General features: G+C 73.5%; 15 protein-coding genes. 5 read left to right on the forward strand and 10 right to left on the reverse strand.

The genetic code is table 11. The features are described 5' to 3' along the window. Positions 1 to 111: 111 nt before the first annotated feature. The 3 genes from ACYP53_RS19275 to ACYP53_RS19285 all read left to right on the forward strand — a co-directional run bounded on the left by ACYP53_RS19275 (position 112) and on the right by ACYP53_RS19285 (position 3,164). Positions 112 to 702 carry a hypothetical protein gene (locus tag ACYP53_RS19275; protein WP_189914168.1) on the forward strand — a complete coding sequence of 197 codons (591 nt, stop codon included), beginning with the start codon at positions 112 to 114 and terminating at the stop codon, positions 700 to 702. Positions 703 to 1,010: 308 nt separating this feature from the next. Continuing rightward, on the forward strand, positions 1,011 to 2,759 hold the full coding sequence (locus ACYP53_RS19280) for a hypothetical protein (RefSeq protein WP_459648243.1): 1,749 nt from the start codon (positions 1,011 to 1,013) through the stop codon (positions 2,757 to 2,759). A 237-nt stretch (positions 2,760 to 2,996) separates the two neighbouring features. Beyond that, complete coding sequence (locus tag ACYP53_RS19285; RefSeq protein WP_459648244.1) at positions 2,997 to 3,164, forward strand: hypothetical protein; 168 nt, start codon at positions 2,997 to 2,999, stop codon at positions 3,162 to 3,164. Between the two features lie 30 nt (positions 3,165 to 3,194). On the opposite strand, the gene ACYP53_RS19290 is transcribed toward ACYP53_RS19285, so the two are convergent. The 8 genes from ACYP53_RS19290 to ACYP53_RS19325 form a co-directional block, all read right to left on the reverse strand. Further along, the gene (locus tag ACYP53_RS19290; RefSeq protein WP_189914171.1) at positions 3,195 to 3,812 is read right to left on the reverse strand and encodes a cytochrome b/b6 domain-containing protein; all 618 of its coding nucleotides are present in this window, start codon (positions 3,810 to 3,812) and stop codon (positions 3,195 to 3,197) included. Continuing rightward, on the reverse strand, positions 3,796 to 4,533 hold the full coding sequence (locus ACYP53_RS19295; RefSeq protein WP_459648245.1) for a molybdopterin-dependent oxidoreductase: 738 nt from the start codon (positions 4,531 to 4,533) through the stop codon (positions 3,796 to 3,798). Before ACYP53_RS19295 ends, ACYP53_RS19290 begins: the two co-directional genes overlap by 17 nt. Before the next feature lie 154 nt (positions 4,534 to 4,687). Then, the gene (locus tag ACYP53_RS19300; protein ID WP_459648246.1) at positions 4,688 to 7,363 is read right to left on the reverse strand and encodes a glycoside hydrolase family 31 protein; all 2,676 of its coding nucleotides are present in this window, start codon (positions 7,361 to 7,363) and stop codon (positions 4,688 to 4,690) included. Between the two features lie 69 nt (positions 7,364 to 7,432). Further along, entirely contained in the window at positions 7,433 to 8,380 is a 948-nt protein-coding gene (locus ACYP53_RS19305; protein WP_459648247.1) for an SIS domain-containing protein, read from the reverse strand. Positions 8,381 to 8,446: 66 nt separating this feature from the next. Further along, the gene (locus ACYP53_RS19310) at positions 8,447 to 9,286 is read right to left on the reverse strand and encodes a carbohydrate ABC transporter permease (RefSeq protein ID WP_459648248.1); all 840 of its coding nucleotides are present in this window, start codon (positions 9,284 to 9,286) and stop codon (positions 8,447 to 8,449) included. Further along, on the reverse strand, positions 9,283 to 10,197 hold the full coding sequence (locus ACYP53_RS19315) for a carbohydrate ABC transporter permease (RefSeq protein ID WP_459648249.1): 915 nt from the start codon (positions 10,195 to 10,197) through the stop codon (positions 9,283 to 9,285). Before ACYP53_RS19315 ends, ACYP53_RS19310 begins: the two co-directional genes overlap by 4 nt. Positions 10,198 to 10,260: 63 nt before the next feature. Beyond that, positions 10,261 to 11,547, reverse strand: coding sequence for an extracellular solute-binding protein (locus ACYP53_RS19320; protein ID WP_459648250.1), 1,287 nt, complete (start codon positions 11,545 to 11,547; stop codon positions 10,261 to 10,263). A 190-nt stretch (positions 11,548 to 11,737) separates the two neighbouring features. After that, positions 11,738 to 12,496, reverse strand: coding sequence for a DeoR/GlpR family DNA-binding transcription regulator (locus ACYP53_RS19325; protein WP_459648251.1), 759 nt, complete (start codon positions 12,494 to 12,496; stop codon positions 11,738 to 11,740). 238 nt (positions 12,497 to 12,734) lie between these two features. Between ACYP53_RS19325 and ACYP53_RS19330 the strand changes: the two genes are divergently transcribed. Together ACYP53_RS19330 and ACYP53_RS19335 are read left to right on the forward strand one after the other, a co-directional pair. Then, positions 12,735 to 13,259: a SigE family RNA polymerase sigma factor gene (locus ACYP53_RS19330; RefSeq protein ID WP_189914178.1), complete on the forward strand. Its 525-nt coding sequence runs from the start codon at positions 12,735 to 12,737 to the stop codon at positions 13,257 to 13,259. Beyond that, positions 13,246 to 14,091: a hypothetical protein gene (locus ACYP53_RS19335; RefSeq protein ID WP_459648252.1), complete on the forward strand. Its 846-nt coding sequence runs from the start codon at positions 13,246 to 13,248 to the stop codon at positions 14,089 to 14,091. Before ACYP53_RS19330 ends, ACYP53_RS19335 begins: the two co-directional genes overlap by 14 nt. Positions 14,092 to 14,145: 54 nt before the next feature. Here ACYP53_RS19335 and ACYP53_RS19340 read toward each other — a convergent pair whose 3' ends face one another. Both ACYP53_RS19340 and ACYP53_RS19345 read right to left on the reverse strand, forming a co-directional pair. Next, complete coding sequence (locus ACYP53_RS19340) at positions 14,146 to 15,225, reverse strand: inosamine-phosphate amidinotransferase 1 (RefSeq protein ID WP_459648253.1); 1,080 nt, start codon at positions 15,223 to 15,225, stop codon at positions 14,146 to 14,148. Positions 15,226 to 15,605: 380 nt separating this feature from the next. Next, complete coding sequence (locus ACYP53_RS19345; protein ID WP_459648254.1) at positions 15,606 to 17,444, reverse strand: ATP-binding protein; 1,839 nt, start codon at positions 17,442 to 17,444, stop codon at positions 15,606 to 15,608. Positions 17,445 to 17,606: the final 162 nt, after the last annotated feature.

A 17,606-nucleotide genomic window follows, 5' to 3' on the forward strand; every position in this document is an offset into this window, starting at 1 on the left:
GCCCTAGAACCGTCGACGGGCCGCGACCCCCGCTGCCCGCCCCGCACTCCGTGCCAGCTGTTCGACGTCCCCGTGCCCCGTGCCCGTCCGGGCCATCACCCTGGGAGAGCCATGCCCACCGCACGCACCCGCCCAGTCCGCCTGCTGTTCGCCGCACTGGCCGCCCTCGCCCTCCTGCTCTCGGGCGCGGCCACCGCGACCCCCGCGAGCGCCACCACCACCGGGCTCGACGGCGTCTGGGCCTGCACCGTCCCGTCCGGCTACGTCTACGACCAGGTGTCGATGAACCGCACCTGCAGCTCCGGCAGCTGGAACGCCCCGCAGTTCCACCTGCGCACCCCCGTCGACGGTCTGACGGCCTGCCAGAGCTCGCCCGGCTTCGTCTACGACGCCATCACCTGGGGCAGCGCCTGCAGCCAGCAGCCCGGCGTCCAGTCCAACGCCTACCACCTGCGCACCCCGGTCGACGGCCTCACCGCCTGCATGGGCACCCCGGCCTTCACCTACGACCTGATCACCTGGGGCAGCGCCTGCAGCCTCCAGCCCGGTGTCCAGTCCAACGCCTTCCACCTCCGCAAGCCCGCCAACGGCATCTGGGCCTGCGAGATCCCCAAGGGCTTCACCTACACCATGACCACCCAGAACACCGACTGCAGCCTCTACCAGGGCGTCCCGTCCACCAAGTACCTGCTGCTCGGCTGATCCCCCCGCACCCGCACCACCGGGCGGGAGTGGGAAGTCGGCCGGGCCGACTTCCCACTCCCGCCGTCGCCCGCTCGTTCAGCCCGTCGGCCGGGGGAGCGTACGCGCACGGCAGTGCGCGGTCGTGCGCCCGGGGGACGCGGCCCCGGGCACGCCCCCCACCGCACTCCGGACCGCGCTACTCCTGTCGAGTGGGAGGCCACGGCCCGGCGCACGACACTGCCCGGACGATCATGGTCCGTGCCCTATCCAGGTCTCGCGCGGTGCGCATCGGCGCACCGTTCCCGGCGGATCCTGGAGGCGCGGGCATGGACTCGACCGTGACGGACGGTGGCGGGCAGGGACTGCCCGAGGAGGTCGGCGGCCCGCCGGCCGGGGCGGCGGCCCGCCGCACCCCGGAACGGACCGTCGGCGACGGCCTCCGGCGCCTCCTCGGCCACCGGACGGACGCCTCCCGGGGCCACCCCACCCACGGCGGCACCGTCGCCAACCTGGAAGCCGCCTGGTCCGCCCGCGACCTCACCTACACCCCGGTGGCCGTCGCCGAGGCGGTCCGCCGGGAGCCCGGCCTCGCCGTCGCCCGCCGGCTCACCGTTCCGCTGCCCGACGGCACCGAGCAGCCGCTCGCCGACCTCTCCCCCTGGCAGCTGGTGAACCTCCGGCCGGCGACCGTCCTCGGCCTGCCCGCCCGGCTGCGCACGGCGTACGGGCTCACCGACGCCCAGCTGTCCCTGGTCGGCAAGTACACGCTCCAGCACCTCGGCTACGACGCCTTCCGGGACTTCCTCCGCGGCGAGGTCGCCCCCGGCGTGATCCTGGCCCCGGCCACCATGCACCCCTCCTGGCCCAAGGCCGCCGCCGTCCTCGGCCTGGGCCGCGACAACCTGCGCGCCGTCGCCGTCGACCTCGACGCGCGGGCCGACCCGGACGCCCGCCGCGAGCTGCTGGAGGAGTGCCTCGGCGAGCACGAACCCGTCCTCCTCGACGTCGCCGTGCTGGGCGGCGGCGACCTCGGCGCCGTCGACCCGCTCGCCGCGATCCTCGACCTGCGCGAGGAGTTCGGGCGCCGCGGCCTGTGCTACCCCGTCCACGCGGATGCCGCCCGGAGCGACGTCGCCGCCACCGGGGAGCTCGCGCGGAGCGCCTACGTCACCGAGCAGCACGACGCCCTGGACCGGGCCGACTCCGTCAGCATCGCCGCCCACCGGGCGGGCCCCGCCCCCCAGCCGGCCGGCGGCCTGCGCTACCGCGACCGGCGGCAGCGGGACCAGGCCCTCCTCGGCACCGGTGCCGGCTCCTTCGGACTCTTCGGCCTCTTCGGCCTGTTCGGACCCTCTGGCCTGTTCGGACCTTCCGGCCTGTTCGGCACCGAGGACTCCGGGGGCACCGGGGACTCCGGGGGCATCGGGGACTCCGAGGGCACCGGGCCCACCCCCGGCCGGGCCCTGTTCGCCGCCAAGCGCCTCTACGCCGCCCTCCTCACCATGGCCCGCCCCGGCGACCCCTTCACCGTGACGACGGTCCACCGGCTGCCCGCCGAACGCGCTGCGGGCGCCGTGGGCGCCGGGCAGCGCCGTGCCGTCGAGGAGCAGCTCGCCTTCATCCGTGACCGCATCGCGGCCAGGAGCGACGAGGAGCTGCTGCGGGACCGGGAGGCGCTCGCGCTGCTCCGCGAACTCGGGGCGGACCAGCTCCCCGTCGGCTACGCCTTCAACCCGGTCGTCTCCGGCGAGCCCAACACCGTCCTCAGGACCGCCAACGAGCTCAACGACCGGGTCCGCGCCCGGCTCGGCGTCGCGCCCCTCGGCGCCCCTCCGCTCCTCGTCACCGCTTCCGCCCTCGACCCCGCGGCCTACGGCCGGCCGTTCGTCGACGCCTTCCGCCGCAGGCTCGGTGTCCCCGCCGGGGACGAACACGTGCCGGTCACGTACCTGATCTGCACCCCCGCCGACCCCCGACCGACGGACCCCGCCACCGACGACCTCGTCCCCCGGATCATCGAGACCCTGCGCGAGGCCGTCACCGGCTGCGTCGAGGAGATGTTCCCGGCCTCCTGACCCCGCCTTCCCCCACCTGACCCGCCCCGCCCCCGGCCGTCACCGCTTCGGCACACGGCGTTTGCGACGTCCACCGTGCTCGAACAGGCTCTGCCCAAGGACACTTCGCCGACGAACGAAAGGTGTCACGGATCATGGAACGCAGAGGAACCCGCTCACGCCTCGCCGCGCTGGCCGCGGTGATGACCGTCGCCGGCCTTCTACACCACCGTCTCCCCCGCGGTCGAGGGCGACGGCGTGGCCGGCATCTACTGGTACGTCGGCTACCCCAACTGCAACCCCACCGCCGCCGATCCGGCGGAGAAGCTGTTCCAGATCTACGGTGACGTCCAGATGCAGCCGGTCTACCAGGACGGCAGCCGCGGGCCGCTGAGCAAGATCAACGGCTACCAGGCCGACCGCTGAACCCGCGCCCCACCTGAGCCGAGCCGGTGGTCACGGCGGCTCGGGTGCGGCGGCGGTCTGCCAGTGCGGGTGCTCGCGCTCGGCCCACCGGCGGTCGACCAGACCGGTCCGCATGCCCAGCCGGGACTCCCGGTCGCCGATCGCCATCCGGATGTGGCCGGCGAGCACGGTGGCGATCGCCAGGGCGAACCAGTCGTGGACGAAGGTCGCCCCGGTCCGCCAGGCGGGCGGCGCGAGGTGGGTCAGCCACATCAGCAGGCCGGTGCCCAGGACGACCAGCATCGATCCGAGCGTCCACTGCGCGTACAGCTTCTGGCCGGCGTTGAACTTGCCCGCCGGGCGCAGCGGTAGGCGCCTGCTCACGGCGCGCAGCCAGGCCCGGTCCGCCGGGGTGAAGCGGCTCAGCCGGGACGCGTCCGTCCGCAGCGCCCGGGAGGTGAGCCCGAGCAGCAGCGGTACCGGCAGTGCCAGTCCGCACCAGACGTGCACGGTGACCACCAGCCGCCGGCGCCCGACCAGTTCGGCCAGCGGCGCCAGGTAGAGGCAGGCCGCGGTGGCCAGGCAGATCATCATCAGGGTGGCGGTGGTGCGGTGCACCCAGCGCTCGGCGCGGGTGAACCGGAGGACCAGCTCAGCTCGTCGGCGCATCGTCCCGCCCGTTCGACCGGCCGACCCAGGCGTCGACGTCGTAGCCGTTCTCCTCCCAGTAGCCGGGCCGCACCGCGTCCGTGACGGTGATGCCCGAAAGCCACTTGGCCGACTTGTAGAAGTACATCGGCGCGACGTAGAGCCGCACCGGACCGCCGTGGGCGTGGGTGATCGGGGTGTCCTGCAGCTTGAGCGCGACCAGGACGTCCTCACGCCGGGCCTGCTCCAGGGTGAGGCTCTCGGTGTACGCGCCGTCGAAGCAGCTGAACGACACCGCCTTCGCCCCGGGCCGTACCCCGGCCCGGTCCAGCAGGTGGGCGAGCGGGACGCCCTCGAACGGTGTGTCCGGGACGCGCCAGCCGGTCACGCACTGGACGTCCCTGACCAGCCGCCGCTGGGGCATCGCCCGCAGGTCGGCCAGCCGGTGGGTCGCCGGGCGGTCCACCAGGCCGTCCACCGTCAGCGTGTAGGTCTCCTCGGTGCGGTTCGGCACCGAGGCGGTCACGGAGTAGTACCGGAAGCCTCCGCCGCCCGGCAGCAGGCCGGTCAGCCCGGTCGGGTCGGCGGCGGTGACGGCGTCCTGGGCCCGCTGGAGGTACGGGCCGACGGCCACCCCGGCGGCCCCGAGCCCCAGCAGGCCGAGCACGACCCGCCGTCCCACGGGGGTGCCCCCGCGGGGTTCCTCGGTTCCGTCCACATCCACGTCCACGTCCACGTCCACGACTGGGATTCGACCAGGTCGAGGGGGAAATGGCCAGCCCCGGGAGCATTCCACCGGGTTCCGCCGGCTTTCGCGGTCCCGGGATACGACCGCGCGCAGGACCCCCCTCGGGAGGGGAGCCCTGCGCGCGGGTTCGGTACCTGTCGGGTCGCGGTCAGTTGCCGCCGTGGATCAGGCGCAGCGAGAAGTTGTCGTCGGTGGGCTGGGACGGCGTGCGGATCTCCGTCACCCCGGTCCCGGCGTCGAAGTACCAGCCGGAGCCGGCCGAGTCGAGCGCGGCCGCCGAGTCGCGCCGGGGCAGCGGGCCGTCGTCGCCGACCACCAGGCGCGGGGCGGGGCGGCCGTGCACGGTGAAGCGGTACGACCGCTCGGCGGGCTTGCCGGCGTAGCTGCCTTCGCTGGCGCCCACGTCGACGGTGGTGACGGCGCGGTTGGTGTGCACGTCGACCCGCTGGGTGGCGGAGGAGCCGGCGGTGAACTGCCGGGTGACGCCGTCGTCCTCGTACAGGGTGTAGGAGGAGTCGCCCTTCGCCTGCGGGTAGAGGTCGTAGTCGAGTTCGGAGCGGTCGCGGTTCTCCCAGGACAGCGTGCCCTTGGGCCACATCGGCACGATCGCGCCGCCGCGGACGAACAGCGGCAGGGTGTCGAGCGGGGCGGAGTAGCCGTTGATGGTGGTCGGGCCCTGGTAGGTGCGGCCGGTCCAGTAGTCGGTCCAGGTGCCCTCGGGCAGGTGGATGCCGTCGCGCACGGAGGTGTCGGAGTAGACCGGCGCGACCAGGAAGTCGGGCCCGGCCAGGAACTCGTACGTGGCGTTCGGGCCGAGGGCCTCGGGGTCGTTCGGATACTCCAGGGCGAGCGGGCGGACCGCGCCGATGCCGGTGCGGGTGGCCTCCTCGGAGAGGGTGTACATGTAGGGGAGCAGCCGCTCCTTGAGCTGCAGGTACTTGCGGTTGATCGAGGTGTACGGCTCGCCGTCCAGCCAGGGCTGCTGGTCGCGCTGCTGCTTGCCGGTCATGTCCTTGGCCCAGCCGTCCATGGTCATGACGGCCGGCAGGAAGGCCTTCCACTGGAGGTCGCGGGCGTACATCTTGGGGTCGCGGCGGTAGATCGAGCCGACGTCGCCGGTGTTGTAGGCGATGCCGGACATGGTGGCGCCGGCGTAGGTGGGGATCTGCCAGCGGATGTAGTCCCAGGACAGGCTCTGGTCGCCGCTCCACAGCACGCCGCAGCGCTGCGCGCCGGCCCAGGAGACCGGCAGCCAGACGAAGCCACGGGCGTCGCTGCTGTCCTCGATGCCGGCCTTGGCCTGGTCGCAGGCGTTCAGCGCGAAGTCGTAGCCGTTGCCGACCCAGGCCACGTCGAGCTTGCGCACCCGGACGCCGGCCTTGACCTCGTTGGCCTGGTCGGGCAGGCCGTTCTGGGTCCAGAGGCCGAGCTGGGCGTGGTCCTTGCGCAGGCCCTGGCCGGTCTGCGCGAGGTTCTCGTAGCCGCAGCCGTAGCCGTCGTTGACCAGCATCCAGCCGAGCGGCATCTGGTTGGCCACGTAGCCGTCGGCGACCTTCAGCGCGTCCAGGGTGTGGCGCTCGCCGCGGTTGGCGTTGTGCAGGTAGCAGTCGGAGTCGCCGGGTTCCAGGCCGTAGACCGGCGGCATGAAGGGCTTGCCGACGAGCGCGGTGTAGCGGCCGACCACCGACTTGACGTCGCCGGTGAAGAAGTAGGCGTCCAGGCGGCGTTCCTGCTGCCCGGTGCGGACGGGCGAGCCGAAGGAGTAGATCCCGGGCGCGAAGGTGTTGCGGAAGACGCCGTAGCCGGCCGTGGAGACGTAGAACGGCTGGGAGTTGTTCCAGCCGCCCTCGTTCCAGTCGAAGCTGTTGGCGACGTGGATGGTCTTGTCGCGGTGCGAGAAGGAGCCGTTCTGCTCGCCGCCGCCGAAGAACTGCTCGTCCGCGCCGCGCACCAGGCTCTGCCGCAGTCCGCCGGTGCTCCAGCGCAGCGGGGCGTCCTCCTGCCAGAGGGCGGTGCCGTCGGCCTTGTACAGGCCGAACCGCAGGGGGTGCTTGTAGACCCGCAGCACCAGGTCCTTGGAGCGGATGCCGTAGTACGCGCCGGCGTCGAAGGTGCTGGTGTCGCGCTGGGGTTCGGGCTGCTTGCGGATGATCGTGCTGCCCGCCGGGTCGGTGAGGACGCCGTCGGGGGCGGCGCGCAGGCGCAGTTGGTCGTCGGCGAGGAAGTCGACCTCGGCCTTGAGGGTGCCGGCGGTGATGTCGTAGCTGCCCTGGGAGCCGCCGAAGGAGGTCAGGTCGCCCGCGTCGGCGGTCTGCGGCAGGTAGGCCGTGCCGGTGTAGGAGCCGCCGTGGACGTCGTACGGGACGACCAGGACCCGGTAGGTGCCCGAGGCCTTCGGGATCACCGTGGCCTCCGGGTCGGCGGTGCCCGCGCTGCTGGCGACCTGCTTGCCGGCGGCGTCGTAGATGTAGAGGTCGAAGTCGTCGGTCTGGTTCTGCCAGCGGACGGAGACCGGGACGCCGCCCTCCGGGTTGTCGTCCCAGTAGCCGGCCGGCACGTTGACGGTCAGGTCGAAATGGTCGCAGACCGCGCCGCCCGGGTCCTGCGCGGCCGGCGGGCAGGACGCGGCGTCCCCGAGGGTGCCCTTGGCGTACTGGGGGCTCTGCCAGGTGACGCTCTGGTGGCCCTGGTCGAGGACGGCGGAGCCGGGGGCCGCGGCCCGGGCCGGGAGGGCGGGCCCGGCGAGGGCGGTGATGCTGCTCAGGGCCACGGCGAGGGCGGCCGGGCGGAGCCGGGGGCGGGGTCGGGGTCGGTGTAAGCGCATGGTCGGTTCTCCTGTCGACGGAAGGGGGGTCGGATCGTGGTCAGGAGGTTCGTGTCAGGTGGGACGTGATCAGGAGGAGGAACCTGGGTCCGGCAGCACGACGGAGCGGGTGAGGTGGCGCGGCCGGTCGGGGTCGCAGCCGCGCGCCTCGGCGACCGCGACGGCCAGCCGCTGGGCCCGGATCAGGTCGGCCAGCGGGTCCAGGTCGGTCGCGGCCTCGCCGGATCCGGCGACGAGCAGGCCGCCGGCCCGGGCGATGGATTCGGAGAGCCCGGCGGGCAGCGGGCCGAGGGCCCAGGCCACCCGGCCCGGTCCGGCGACGGCGATCGGCCCGTGCCGGTACTCCATGGCCGGGTACGCCTCGGTCCAGGCCCCGGCCGCCTCGCGCAGCTTCAGCCCGGCCTCCAGCGCCAGCCCGTACGTCCAGCCCCGGCCGAGGAAGGTGAACTGCTCGGCGCCGTCCGCCCCGGCGGGCAGCGGCTGCGCGAGGGCCCGTTCGGCGTCGCGCACCGCCCGGGCCAGCGGGCGGACCCCGGCCGGCCGGGCGTCCTCGGCCTCCAACTGCGCCCGGAGCAGGGCCAGTACGGTGGTGGCGAAGCGGGTCTGCACCACCGAGCGCTCGTCGGCGAAGTCCAGCACCGCGACGGTGTCGGCCAGTGCCATGACGGGCGTGGCCGGGTCGGCGGTGAGGGCGCCGGTGGGCACCCCGGCCGCGCGGGCCCGGGCCAGCAGCTCCAGGACCTCGGTGGTGGTCCCGGAGCGGGTGACGGCCAGCACCCGGTCGTAGCCGCGCCCGTCGGGGAACTCGGAGGCGGCGAAGGCGTCCGTCTCCCCGTGGCCGCCGCCCTCGCGCAGCGCCGCGTAGGCCTGGGCCATGAACCAGGAGGTGCCGCAGCCGATGACGGCGACCCGCTCGCCCCGGCGGGGCAGCACGTCGGCGTACCGGGGCAGGGACTCGGCCGCCCGGCGCCAGCACGCGGGCTGCGAGGCGATCTCGGCGGCGGTGTGGGAGGTCATGCGGCGGCTCCTTCGGAAGAGGGGGTGGCGACACAGCCCCGGCGCCCGACCGGGGGACGGCGTCGGCTACTTGACCGATCCGGCGGTCAGCCCGGACACCACCCGGCGCTCGATGAGGGCGAACAGCACCACGACCGGCACGATCGCGACGACCGATCCCGCGAAGAGGTAGTTCCACTCCACGGTGTAGTTGCCGATGAAGCCGTTGATGCCGACGGTGAGGGGCTGGCGTTCCGGCGCGGTGGTCAGGGTCAGGCCCATCACGAACTCGTTCCAGGCGGCGATGAAGGTGAAGATCAGCGCGGTGACCACGCCGGGCAGGGCCAGCGGCAGGACCACCCGGCGCAGCGCCCCGAGCCGGCCGAGGCCGTCCACCATGGCGGCCTCCTCCAGCTCGACCGGGATCGAGCCGATATAGGCGGTGAGGATCCAGACGGCGAAGGCCAGGTTGAAGGCGGCGTTGCAGAGGATCAGCGTCCAGACCGAGTTGAGCATGGACAGCTGGTAGAACTCGCGGTACAGCCCGACCAGCAGGGAGGTCGGCTGGAACATCTGGGTGACCAGCACCAGGAGCAGGAAGAGCCGGCGCCCCCGGTAGCGGACCCGGGCGGTGTGGTAGGCGGCGGGCAGGGCGACCAGCAGCACCAGCACGGTGGAGCCGGCGGCGACCAGCAGGGTGACCCGCAGGTTGGCGCCGAGGGTGGAGTCCCGCCAGACGTCGACGAAGTTGGACCAGGCGAAGTGCCGTGGCAGGTAGGACGGGTCGCGCAGTTCGTCGGCCGGGCGCAGCGCGGTGACCACCATCTCCAGGTACGGGAGCAGGAAGACACCGGCCAGCAGCCAGGCCGTCGCCGCGACCAGCAGGGTGCGCGGGCGGAGCTTCCGCGCCGCCTGACGTCCCGTCATCTCCGCTCCCCGTTCGTCCATCCGCTGACCTTGAGGAAGACCAGGACCATCACCACGACCAGGGCGAAGTTGACCACCGACATGGCGGCGGACTCGCCGATGTCGGTGCTCTTCAACTGGTACATGAACACCGTGGTGGTGGCCGTGTCGCTGCTCGGGCCGCCCTGGGTCATGCCCCAGATGACGGGGAAGGAGTTGAAGACGTTGATCAGGTTGATCACCAGGCCGACCAGGAAGGCCGGGCGCAGCAGCGGCAGGGTGATCCGCCGGTAGACCTGCCACCGGGAGGCACCGTCCACCCTGGCCGCCTCGTACACCTCCCCGGGGACCGTCTGGAGGCCGGCGAGCAGGGTGTAGGTGGTGAAGGGCAGCGAGACGAAGACCGCGACGACCACCATCCAGGGCCAGGCGGTGGCCGGGTCGCCGAGCCAGTCGCGGGGCCCGTCGATCAGGCCGAGGTCCGTCATCGCGGTGTTGAGGACGCCGGCCGTCCGGTCGAGCATCCACCGGAAGCCGATGGCGGTCATCAGGACGGACGCGGCCCAGGGCGCGATCAGGGCCCAGCGGGCGAACCGGCGGCCGGGGAAGCGCTGGTCGAACAGCTGGGCCAGGCCCAGCGAGAGCAGCATCGTCAGACCGACCACGGCGACGGTCCAGAGCACGGTGGAGAGCAGCACGTGGCCGAGGTCGGTCTCGCCGAAGAGCTTGCGGTACTTGTCCGACCCGGCCGAGCCGCGGACGAATCCGCTGGTGCTGACGCGCAGGAACGAGGTGCGGACCATCTCGTACACGGGCCACAGGACGACGAACAGGATCAGCAGGACGGCCGGGGCGATCCACGGCAGCGGGCCGAGGCGGCCGCGGTGCCCGCGCGGACGGGCGGCGTGCGGTGCGGGAGGGTCGAGGGTCACTGCGGGTGCCTTTCGCGGGGCACGAGGGGGAGCCGGGCACGAGGGGGGAGCCGGAAGCCGGGCCTACTTGTCGGCGGTGGCGGCCTTGGCCTTCTTCTGCAGGTCGCCGAGCACCTTGGCCGGGTCGCCCGCGACGGCGCCGCCGACGGACTTCTTCAGCTCGGCCGAGACCGCGTCCCAGCTGGTGTCGCCGAGCGGGTAGAAGGTGGCCTGCGGCAGCAGGGCGAAGAACGGTTCGAGGTCCTTGTGCCGTCCGCTGGCGGTCATGGCGCTGAGGGCGTCCTTGGTGACCGGCATCAGGTTGTAGGTCTCGTAGAACCGGAGCGTGTTCTCCTCGGTGTAGACGAAGTCGAGGAACGTGCGGACCTGGTCGCGGTGGCCGTTCTTCTTGAAGGCCATCATCCAGTCGGCCACGCCGAGGGTGGAGGCGAGCGGGCCGGCCTTGCCGGGTACGGGGGCGACGCCGTAGTCGACCTTGCCGTCCCGGGCCATGGTGATCAGCGAGGGGTGCCCGTTGAGCATGGCCGCCTTGCCGGCGGCGAAGTCGGCGAACGCGGTCTTGCGGTCGGTGGTGGCCGGGTTGGCGTAGGTCAGGCCCGGGCCGACGAGGTTGGTCCTGAGCCACCCGAAGGTGTCGACGTTGGCCTGGCTGTCGAGGGTGTACGCGCCGTCCTTGCCAGTGGGCCCGCCGCCGTTCCCGAGCTCCCAGAGCATGCTCTCGCCCTGGGCCTCCTCCGGTCCCAGCGGCAGGGCGTACGGGGTGACCCCGGGCACCCTGGCCTTGATCAGCTCGGCGTCCTGGCGCAGCTCGTCCCAGGTGGCGGGCGGGCGGGTGATGCCGGCCTGCTGGAAGACGGCCCGGTTGTAGAAGAAGGCGCGGGCCGAGGAGACGAACGGGATGCCGTACTGCACGCCCTTGACCCGGCCGGCGTCGGCGAGGCTGTCGATGAGGTCGGCCCGGGTGGCGGCGGACAGCACGTCCTCGGCCTTGTAGAGGAGGTCGTCGGCGACCTTGTCGGCGTAGCCGCCGGTCTGCAGGACGTCCGGCACGTTGCCGCTCTGGATCATCGTCTTGACCTGCTTGTCGATGTCGTTCCAGTTGACCACCTGGACGTCGACGGCGATGTCGGGATGGGCCGCCGTGAAGGCGGAGGTGACGCCCTTCCAGTAGGCCTTCGAGCTGTTGGACTCCTTGTCGCCGTAGTCGGCGGCGACCAGTTTGAGCGTCACCTTGCCGCCGGGGCCCGGTCCGCCGTCGTCGCTCCCGCCGCCACCGCCGCTGCCGCAGGCCGTGAGGGCGAGCGCGCCGAGCACGCACACGGTGGCGAGGGCCAGCACAGGTTTGTTCACCGCAACTACCGCCTTCGTACGCGCTTGATTCGCTGATCCGAATTGCTTGAAGCGAGCTGGTTCCGAGCAGTTCCGAACGAGCTTCCTGCCTCGGACAGTTCATGTCAACGGGCGGGGCAGCAGAAAACCCGGCCGGGCGGGCCCGGCCGGGCATCAGGGGTACGCGGCGAACGACGGGGCGTCGAACGGTTCAGGCCCGCAGGACCCGGACCCCGCAGCCGGCGACCGCCTCCTCCTGGGCCGCCGTCAACTCGTCGTCGGTGACCAGGTCGTGCACGTCGGAGAGCGGGCAGATCCGCGCGAAGGTGACCCGGCCGATCTTGGTGCTGTCCGCCAGGACCACCGACCGCGCGCTGCTGCCCAGGAACGCGCGGTCGGTCTGCGCCTCCATCTCGTCGTGCGTGGTGCAGCCCTCCTGGGCGGTCAGGCCGTCCACCCCGATGAAGGCGATGTCCAGGTGGTACTGGCCGAGCATCCGGTCGGCGGCCGGCCCCACCAGCTCGTAGCTCGTGGTCCGGGCGATGCCGCCGACCACCACCAGCCGGACCTCCGGCCGGACGATCAGGTCGGCCGCGATGTTGACCGCGTTGGTGACGATCGTGAGCCCGCTACGCTCCGCCAGCACCCGGGCCAGCTCGCTCGTCGTGGTGCCGCCGGTCAGGCCCACCACCGCGCCGTCCGGCACCAGCCGCTCGGCTGCCAGGGCGATCCGCCGCTTCTCCGCCTGGCGCTTGCCGTGCTTGTGCCGCAGCGGAAGTTCCAGGTTGACGGCCCCGGTCACGGCCCCGCCGCGGGTGCGGTGCAGCAGCCCCTGGTCGTGCAGCTCCTGCAGGTCGCGCCGGACGGTGGCCGGGGAGACGTCGAGCAGCCCGGCCAGCTCGTGCACGTCGGCGCTCCCCGCCTCGGTGATGTGCGCGAGGATCCGGGCGGTACGGTCAGCTTTGAGCATGGCGGAAGTCTAGTGCCGCCGGTGCGGTGGGCGGGCCCGAGCAGAACCGATCACCGGCGCCCGGTGCTGTCGAGGAAGTCCGCCGAGGAAGCCCGCCGAGGATCTTCCTACCGGCCAGGCAACCCGGAGCGCCGCCCACCGCGTTGAGCTGCCGTGAGAGAAACGACGACACCGCGGCCCGAACGGCCGCCCGGGCAGATGGGGACGGCACGAGAAGCATGGCGGGGACGACGGCAGGATGACGAACGCGACACCGCCGGACTTCGAGGAGTTCGTCGCCGCCTGCGGGCCGAAGCTCCTGCGGGTGGCCTGGCTGCTGACCGGCGACCCGCACCAGGCCGAGGACCTGCTGCAGACGGCGCTCGCCAAGGTCTGGCCCAAGTGGGCGCGGATCGCCCCCGACCGCCCCGAGGCGTACCTGCGCAAGGTCCTGGTGAACTGCCACATCTCCTGGTGGCGGCGCCGCTGGACCGGGGAGCTGCCGCACGGGGAACTGCCGGAGCCGCCGACCGGCCACGACCCGTACGACGGGGTGGTGCTCGGCCAGGTGGTCGCCGAGGCCGTGCGGTCGCTGCCGCCGCGGCAACGGGCCGTGGTGGTGCTCCGCTTCTTCGAGGACCTCAGCGTCGAGGAGACCGCCGAGGTGCTGCGCTGCACCACGGGCACCGTCAAGAGCCAGACGCACCGGGCGCTCTCCGCGCTGCGCGGCCGGCTGCCCGCCCGGGAGCTCCTGCTGGACGGGGGACGTCGTGACTGGAACTGACCTGCTCGGCCCGGACGACCCGCGGCGCGACGGGGCCGACGAGGAGGAGCTGCGGATCCTGCTCCACCAGGCCGTGCCGGCTCTCGCCTCCCCCGAGGACCGGATGGAACGCGTCCTCGCCCGCGTCGACCGGAGCAGGCGCCGACGGCGCGCGGCCGGGCTCGCCGCGGGGCTGAGCATCGGGCTCACCGCCGCCGTGCTGGCCGCCGCGCCCGCGATCGCCCCCGGCGCGGGGCGGGGCGGCGGCCTGGGGCCGGCCGGGTCCGTCTCCGCCCCGAACCCGGCGGCGACGGCTGCTGCGACGGCCACACCGACGGCCGAACCCACCGTCTCCTTCAGCCCGACGGGCACATCGATCCGGTTCCCGCTGTTCCCGACCATGGTCGTGGACGTGCCGGCGGGCTGGCACACCCGGACCGCCGTGACCGACGACCCGCAGGACCGGTTCGGCTACCTCGGCACCCAGGCGCTCCAGCCCGCACCGTCCTGCAAGCTGGAGGCCTCCCGCTGTCCGGTCTCCGGGCCGCTCGTCCTCGGCGGCGCCGTCCTCACGTTCCGGCTGGTGGAGGACCCGGAGCTGGCCGACAAGATGACCGGGGACCGCTCCAAGCTCCTCCCCCAGGTCGTCGACAAGGCCTGCCTGGCGCTCGGCGGCGACCGCCAGATGATCGGGGTGCGCGTCGTCGAGCGCGACGGCCCCAAGGCGGCGGTCGAGATCACGGCCTGTCTGCGGAAGCCCTCCGATCCCACGCTGCGGCAGGTACAGCAGGTGGCCGACTCCGTCCGGTCCGTGCCGCTGAGCCCCCGGACGCCCGACCCCACCGAGGGCTGAGCCCGCTCCGCCCGGCCCGGCCGTCGCGGCCGGGTCGGGTCGGGTCGGGTCGGGTCAGGACAGGTAGTCCTCCAGACCGCCGTCCCGCCGGATGTCCAGGGTGACGCAGTGGAAGCCGCCGCCGAGCACCCGGGAGTGCCGCAGCCGGTGCGGCAGGACGGTGATCCCGGCGTGCTCCAGCTGCTTGATCAGGGCGTCCTGCCCGGACTCGACGATCGCCGTGTCCGGGGAGACCATCAGCAGGTTCATGCTGATCCAGCTCTCGCTGAGCGCGTTCTCCAGCGCGTCACCGGAGGGCTCGGCCGGCGGGCACCACAGGATGTCCCAGCCCCGCAGCGGCTCCGGCACGGTGTCCGGGTTGACCCGCTCCGGGTTCAGCAGCACCAGTCCCGGCCGCAGCAGCGCGATGGTGCTGTCGATGTGGGTGTACCCGTAGATGTCGCGCAGCGGGTGCAGCCGCAGACCGCCGTCGCCGAGCAGGCCCAGGGTGGACTCCAGCCACCGCAGGCCGAGTTCGTTCCCGCTGCGGGAGACCTGGTAGAACACGTCCCGGCCGAGCCGCAGCACGTTCGCGGCGTCGAAGACCGGCTCGCTCTCACCCAGCAGCGGGAGCCCGTCCGCGTCGAACTCGAAGAGCTCGTCCCTCAGTTGCGGCCGGGGAGCGGAGATCCAGCGCGCGCCGCGGCGCAGGTAGTCCTGGAAGAGTCCGCGCAGCCCGAAGACCTCGAAGTAGCGCTGGCGCATCGGGCTGGCGACCTCGATGACCGTCTCGCCGACCACCAGGGTGAGGTCACGCGGGCAGTAGGAGTGGAAGCCGCCGTCGGCCTTCCACAGCGGGGAGGCGAACTCGGCCGCGTGGTCGATCACTTCGGGCTGGTGGACGGTGACGCCGAGACCCCGCAGGGTGGCCACCAGCGCGTCCAGGTCCTCCTCGGTCTCCTCCACGACCTGCGGCGAGTACGGCCCGACCTGGATCGCGCCGAGGTCGGCGGCACTGGTCTTCGGGAAGCAGGACAGCCAGGAGGACGGCTCGGTCTGCTCGGGCAGCCGGGCGCCGACGGCGCTGCCGACCACGACCTCCCGCAATGTGCTGAACTCGTCCCAGCTGTGCACCGGACGGGCCGAATTGGACATGACTCCCCCTTGACACGGGTTTAGGGAAACGCGGAAACGGCGCGGACACGGCGGCGCGAGCGTACGGAACCGGCCACGGGAATTCGGGTGCGGATGAATCGCCGGACGGTCTCCGGCCGGCCACGGCGTACGGGAAATCCCCGGCCGGGCAGCCGAATTCGCCTTTCGACGGGCCGGGATCGATCGTCAAGCTACCCGGCCGGTCGACGGCGGCGCAAGGACCGTGATCGGCACCGAGAACGCCGCCGCGACCGGACTCCGGTTGATCAACCGGTTGTTCGACTCACCCGTTCCGGTGCCGATCAATGCCCCGGCTGGACGTCCCGGCGACCGGCGGTGGTCCGGGCCCCAGCAGCCCTACGTCGTGCCCGGCCCGCCGGTCACCACCGCCAGGCCCGGCGGATCCGGCTCCCGCCCGCCAGGGCCAGCAGCGCCCCGCTCGCCGCGGCCAGCCCGGCCACCGTCAGGTGCTGGCGCTGGGACCGGCGCCGGTCGGCGACGGCGGCCCGGGCCGAGGCCGCCAGGAAGGCCCGTTCGACCCCCGCGGTGGCCAGCTCCCCGGCCGCCACCCGTCGCATCAACTGCTCCAGCCGGACGCCCCGGTACAGCAGTTCCGGGTCCCGGTCGGCGGCTGCCCAGCCCCGGGCGGCCGCGGTGAGCCTGCGCTGTTCGCCCAGTGCCTCGCGGCCCTCGCCCAGCCACCCGCGCAGCCTCGGCCAGGCCTGCGGAAGGGCGTGGTGGGCGAGTTCGACGGTGTCCCGGTCGACCACCACCAGCCGGGCCCGGACCAGCCGTTCCATCACCTCGGGGACACCGGGACCGTCGAACTCGGCCCGCCGGACCGGCTTCCGAGTGCCCTCGTCACCGCCGCCCACCAGCTCGCCGCCCACCGTCAGCCCGTCGCCCAGGGACACCGGGGCGGCCGTCTCCTCGCCGGCCCCGGGCAGCTCGCCGTCGAGCAACTCCCCGCCCAGCCGCAGGAACACGGCCCGCGCCGCCGCCCGGTCCGCGGCCTCCAGCCCGTTGTACAGCGTCTCCGCCGTCCGGGCCAGCGCCCCCTCGAAACCGCCCGTGGCCTGGAACCCGGCCAGGGTGAGCGCGTTGCCGCTGCGCCGCCGCCAGGTCTCCAGCAGCGCCGCGGACAGCAGCGGGAGCGCGCCCGGCTGTTGCGCGGCGGTCGAGATGAGGACGGCGAGCAGGGCGCCCTCGACGGTGCAGCCCGCCCGTAACGCCGGTTCGGTGATCGCCCGCCGCAGCTCGTCCGGCGCCGGACGCCCCACCGTCAGCACGCCGTGGCGGCCGACCTCGGCCAGCCCCGGGTGCTCGGCGAACAGCGGCCCGCTCTGGTCCGAGCGGACCACCAGCACCACCCGGCACCGGGCCGGCGCCGCCACCGGCAGCCCCGCCAGGGCCTCCCCGGGGCCGCCCGCCGCCGTCGCCACCAGCGCGTCCAGGAAGCGCGCCCGCTCGGCGGCGCTCCGGCAGCGGGTGCGCAGCTGCTCGCCCTGGTCCACCACCAGCACCGGATCGCCGGCCGTCGGCCCGGACGTGTCGCGCGTCGTCTCCCCGGCTCGCTGCCCGAGCCGGGCGAGCGCGAGCGCGTACGCCTCCATCGGTCGTTCGCCGGGCGTCAGCAGCGCCACCGGCACACCGCCGCCGGCCGGGGACCGCCCCGCTCCGTCCCCGGCCCCGGATCTCCCGGCGGCCGCCCCGACGACCGCCGGGGCCCAGCCGAGCCTGGCCAGCAGACCGGCCCTGACCAGCGAGGACTTGCCCGATCCTGACGGCCCGGTGACGATCACCAGCCGCCGCTCGGCCAGCACCGACACCAGCCGGTCCAGCAGCGCCTCCCGGCCGAAGAACCGCTCCGCGTCGACCGCCTCGAAGGCCGCCGCGCCCGGGTACGGCGCCCGCCCGGCGTCCAGGGCGCGCCGCCGCGCGGCGGCGTCGGCGGCCAGCTCGGCGGCCAGCAGCTGCCAGCGGTGCCGCCACTCCCGCACGTCCCCGCCGCAGGCCTGCACATAGGCGAGGGTGACGGCGAGGCTGGGCAGCCGCCGCCCGCCCGCGGCCACCGACAGACTGGCCGCCGAACAGTGCGCCCGCAACGCGAGCTGGCGGTACGGCGGACTTCCGGCGCGCTCCCTCAGCGCCCGCAGATCGCCCGCGAACCGCAGCAGCGACCCGTCCCCAGGGTCCAGTGGACTTTCCCGACGCGGCACTACGGCCCCCTTCTTCGTTGAAGCGGTGTGCTGACGCCCTTGCGCCCCACGCGTCCACGCGTGCGACGCGTGTTGCGAGGCGTGTCTCCTGTCCATCCCCCGGTGATTCATCATGCACAGGGCAGTTGGCGTCAAACAATGGTGCGTGCGGGTCGGTTGTTC

The sequence above is a fragment of the Kitasatospora sp. Ki12 genome (assembly GCF_054601375.1).

What these genes read in the sequence shown, in the direction of transcription:
- ACYP53_RS19275 (WP_189914168.1), top strand. Translation starts at nt 112, where the DNA reads ATGCCCACCGCACGCACCCGCCCAGTCCGCCTGCTGTTCGCCGCACTG.
- ACYP53_RS19280 (WP_459648243.1), top strand. Translation starts at nt 1,011, where the DNA reads ATGGACTCGACCGTGACGGACGGTGGCGGGCAGGGACTGCCCGAGGAG.
- ACYP53_RS19290 (WP_189914171.1), bottom strand. Translation starts at nt 3,812, where the DNA reads ATGCGCCGACGAGCTGAGCTGGTCCTCCGGTTCACCCGCGCCGAGCGC.
- ACYP53_RS19300 (WP_459648246.1), bottom strand. Translation starts at nt 7,363, where the DNA reads ATGCGCTTACACCGACCCCGACCCCGCCCCCGGCTCCGCCCGGCCGCC.
- ACYP53_RS19305 (WP_459648247.1), bottom strand. Translation starts at nt 8,380, where the DNA reads ATGACCTCCCACACCGCCGCCGAGATCGCCTCGCAGCCCGCGTGCTGG.
- ACYP53_RS19310 (WP_459648248.1), bottom strand. Translation starts at nt 9,286, where the DNA reads ATGACGGGACGTCAGGCGGCGCGGAAGCTCCGCCCGCGCACCCTGCTG.
- ACYP53_RS19325 (WP_459648251.1), bottom strand. Translation starts at nt 12,496, where the DNA reads ATGCTCAAAGCTGACCGTACCGCCCGGATCCTCGCGCACATCACCGAG.
- ACYP53_RS19330 (WP_189914178.1), top strand. Translation starts at nt 12,735, where the DNA reads ATGACGAACGCGACACCGCCGGACTTCGAGGAGTTCGTCGCCGCCTGC.
- ACYP53_RS19340 (WP_459648253.1), bottom strand. Translation starts at nt 15,225, where the DNA reads ATGTCCAATTCGGCCCGTCCGGTGCACAGCTGGGACGAGTTCAGCACA.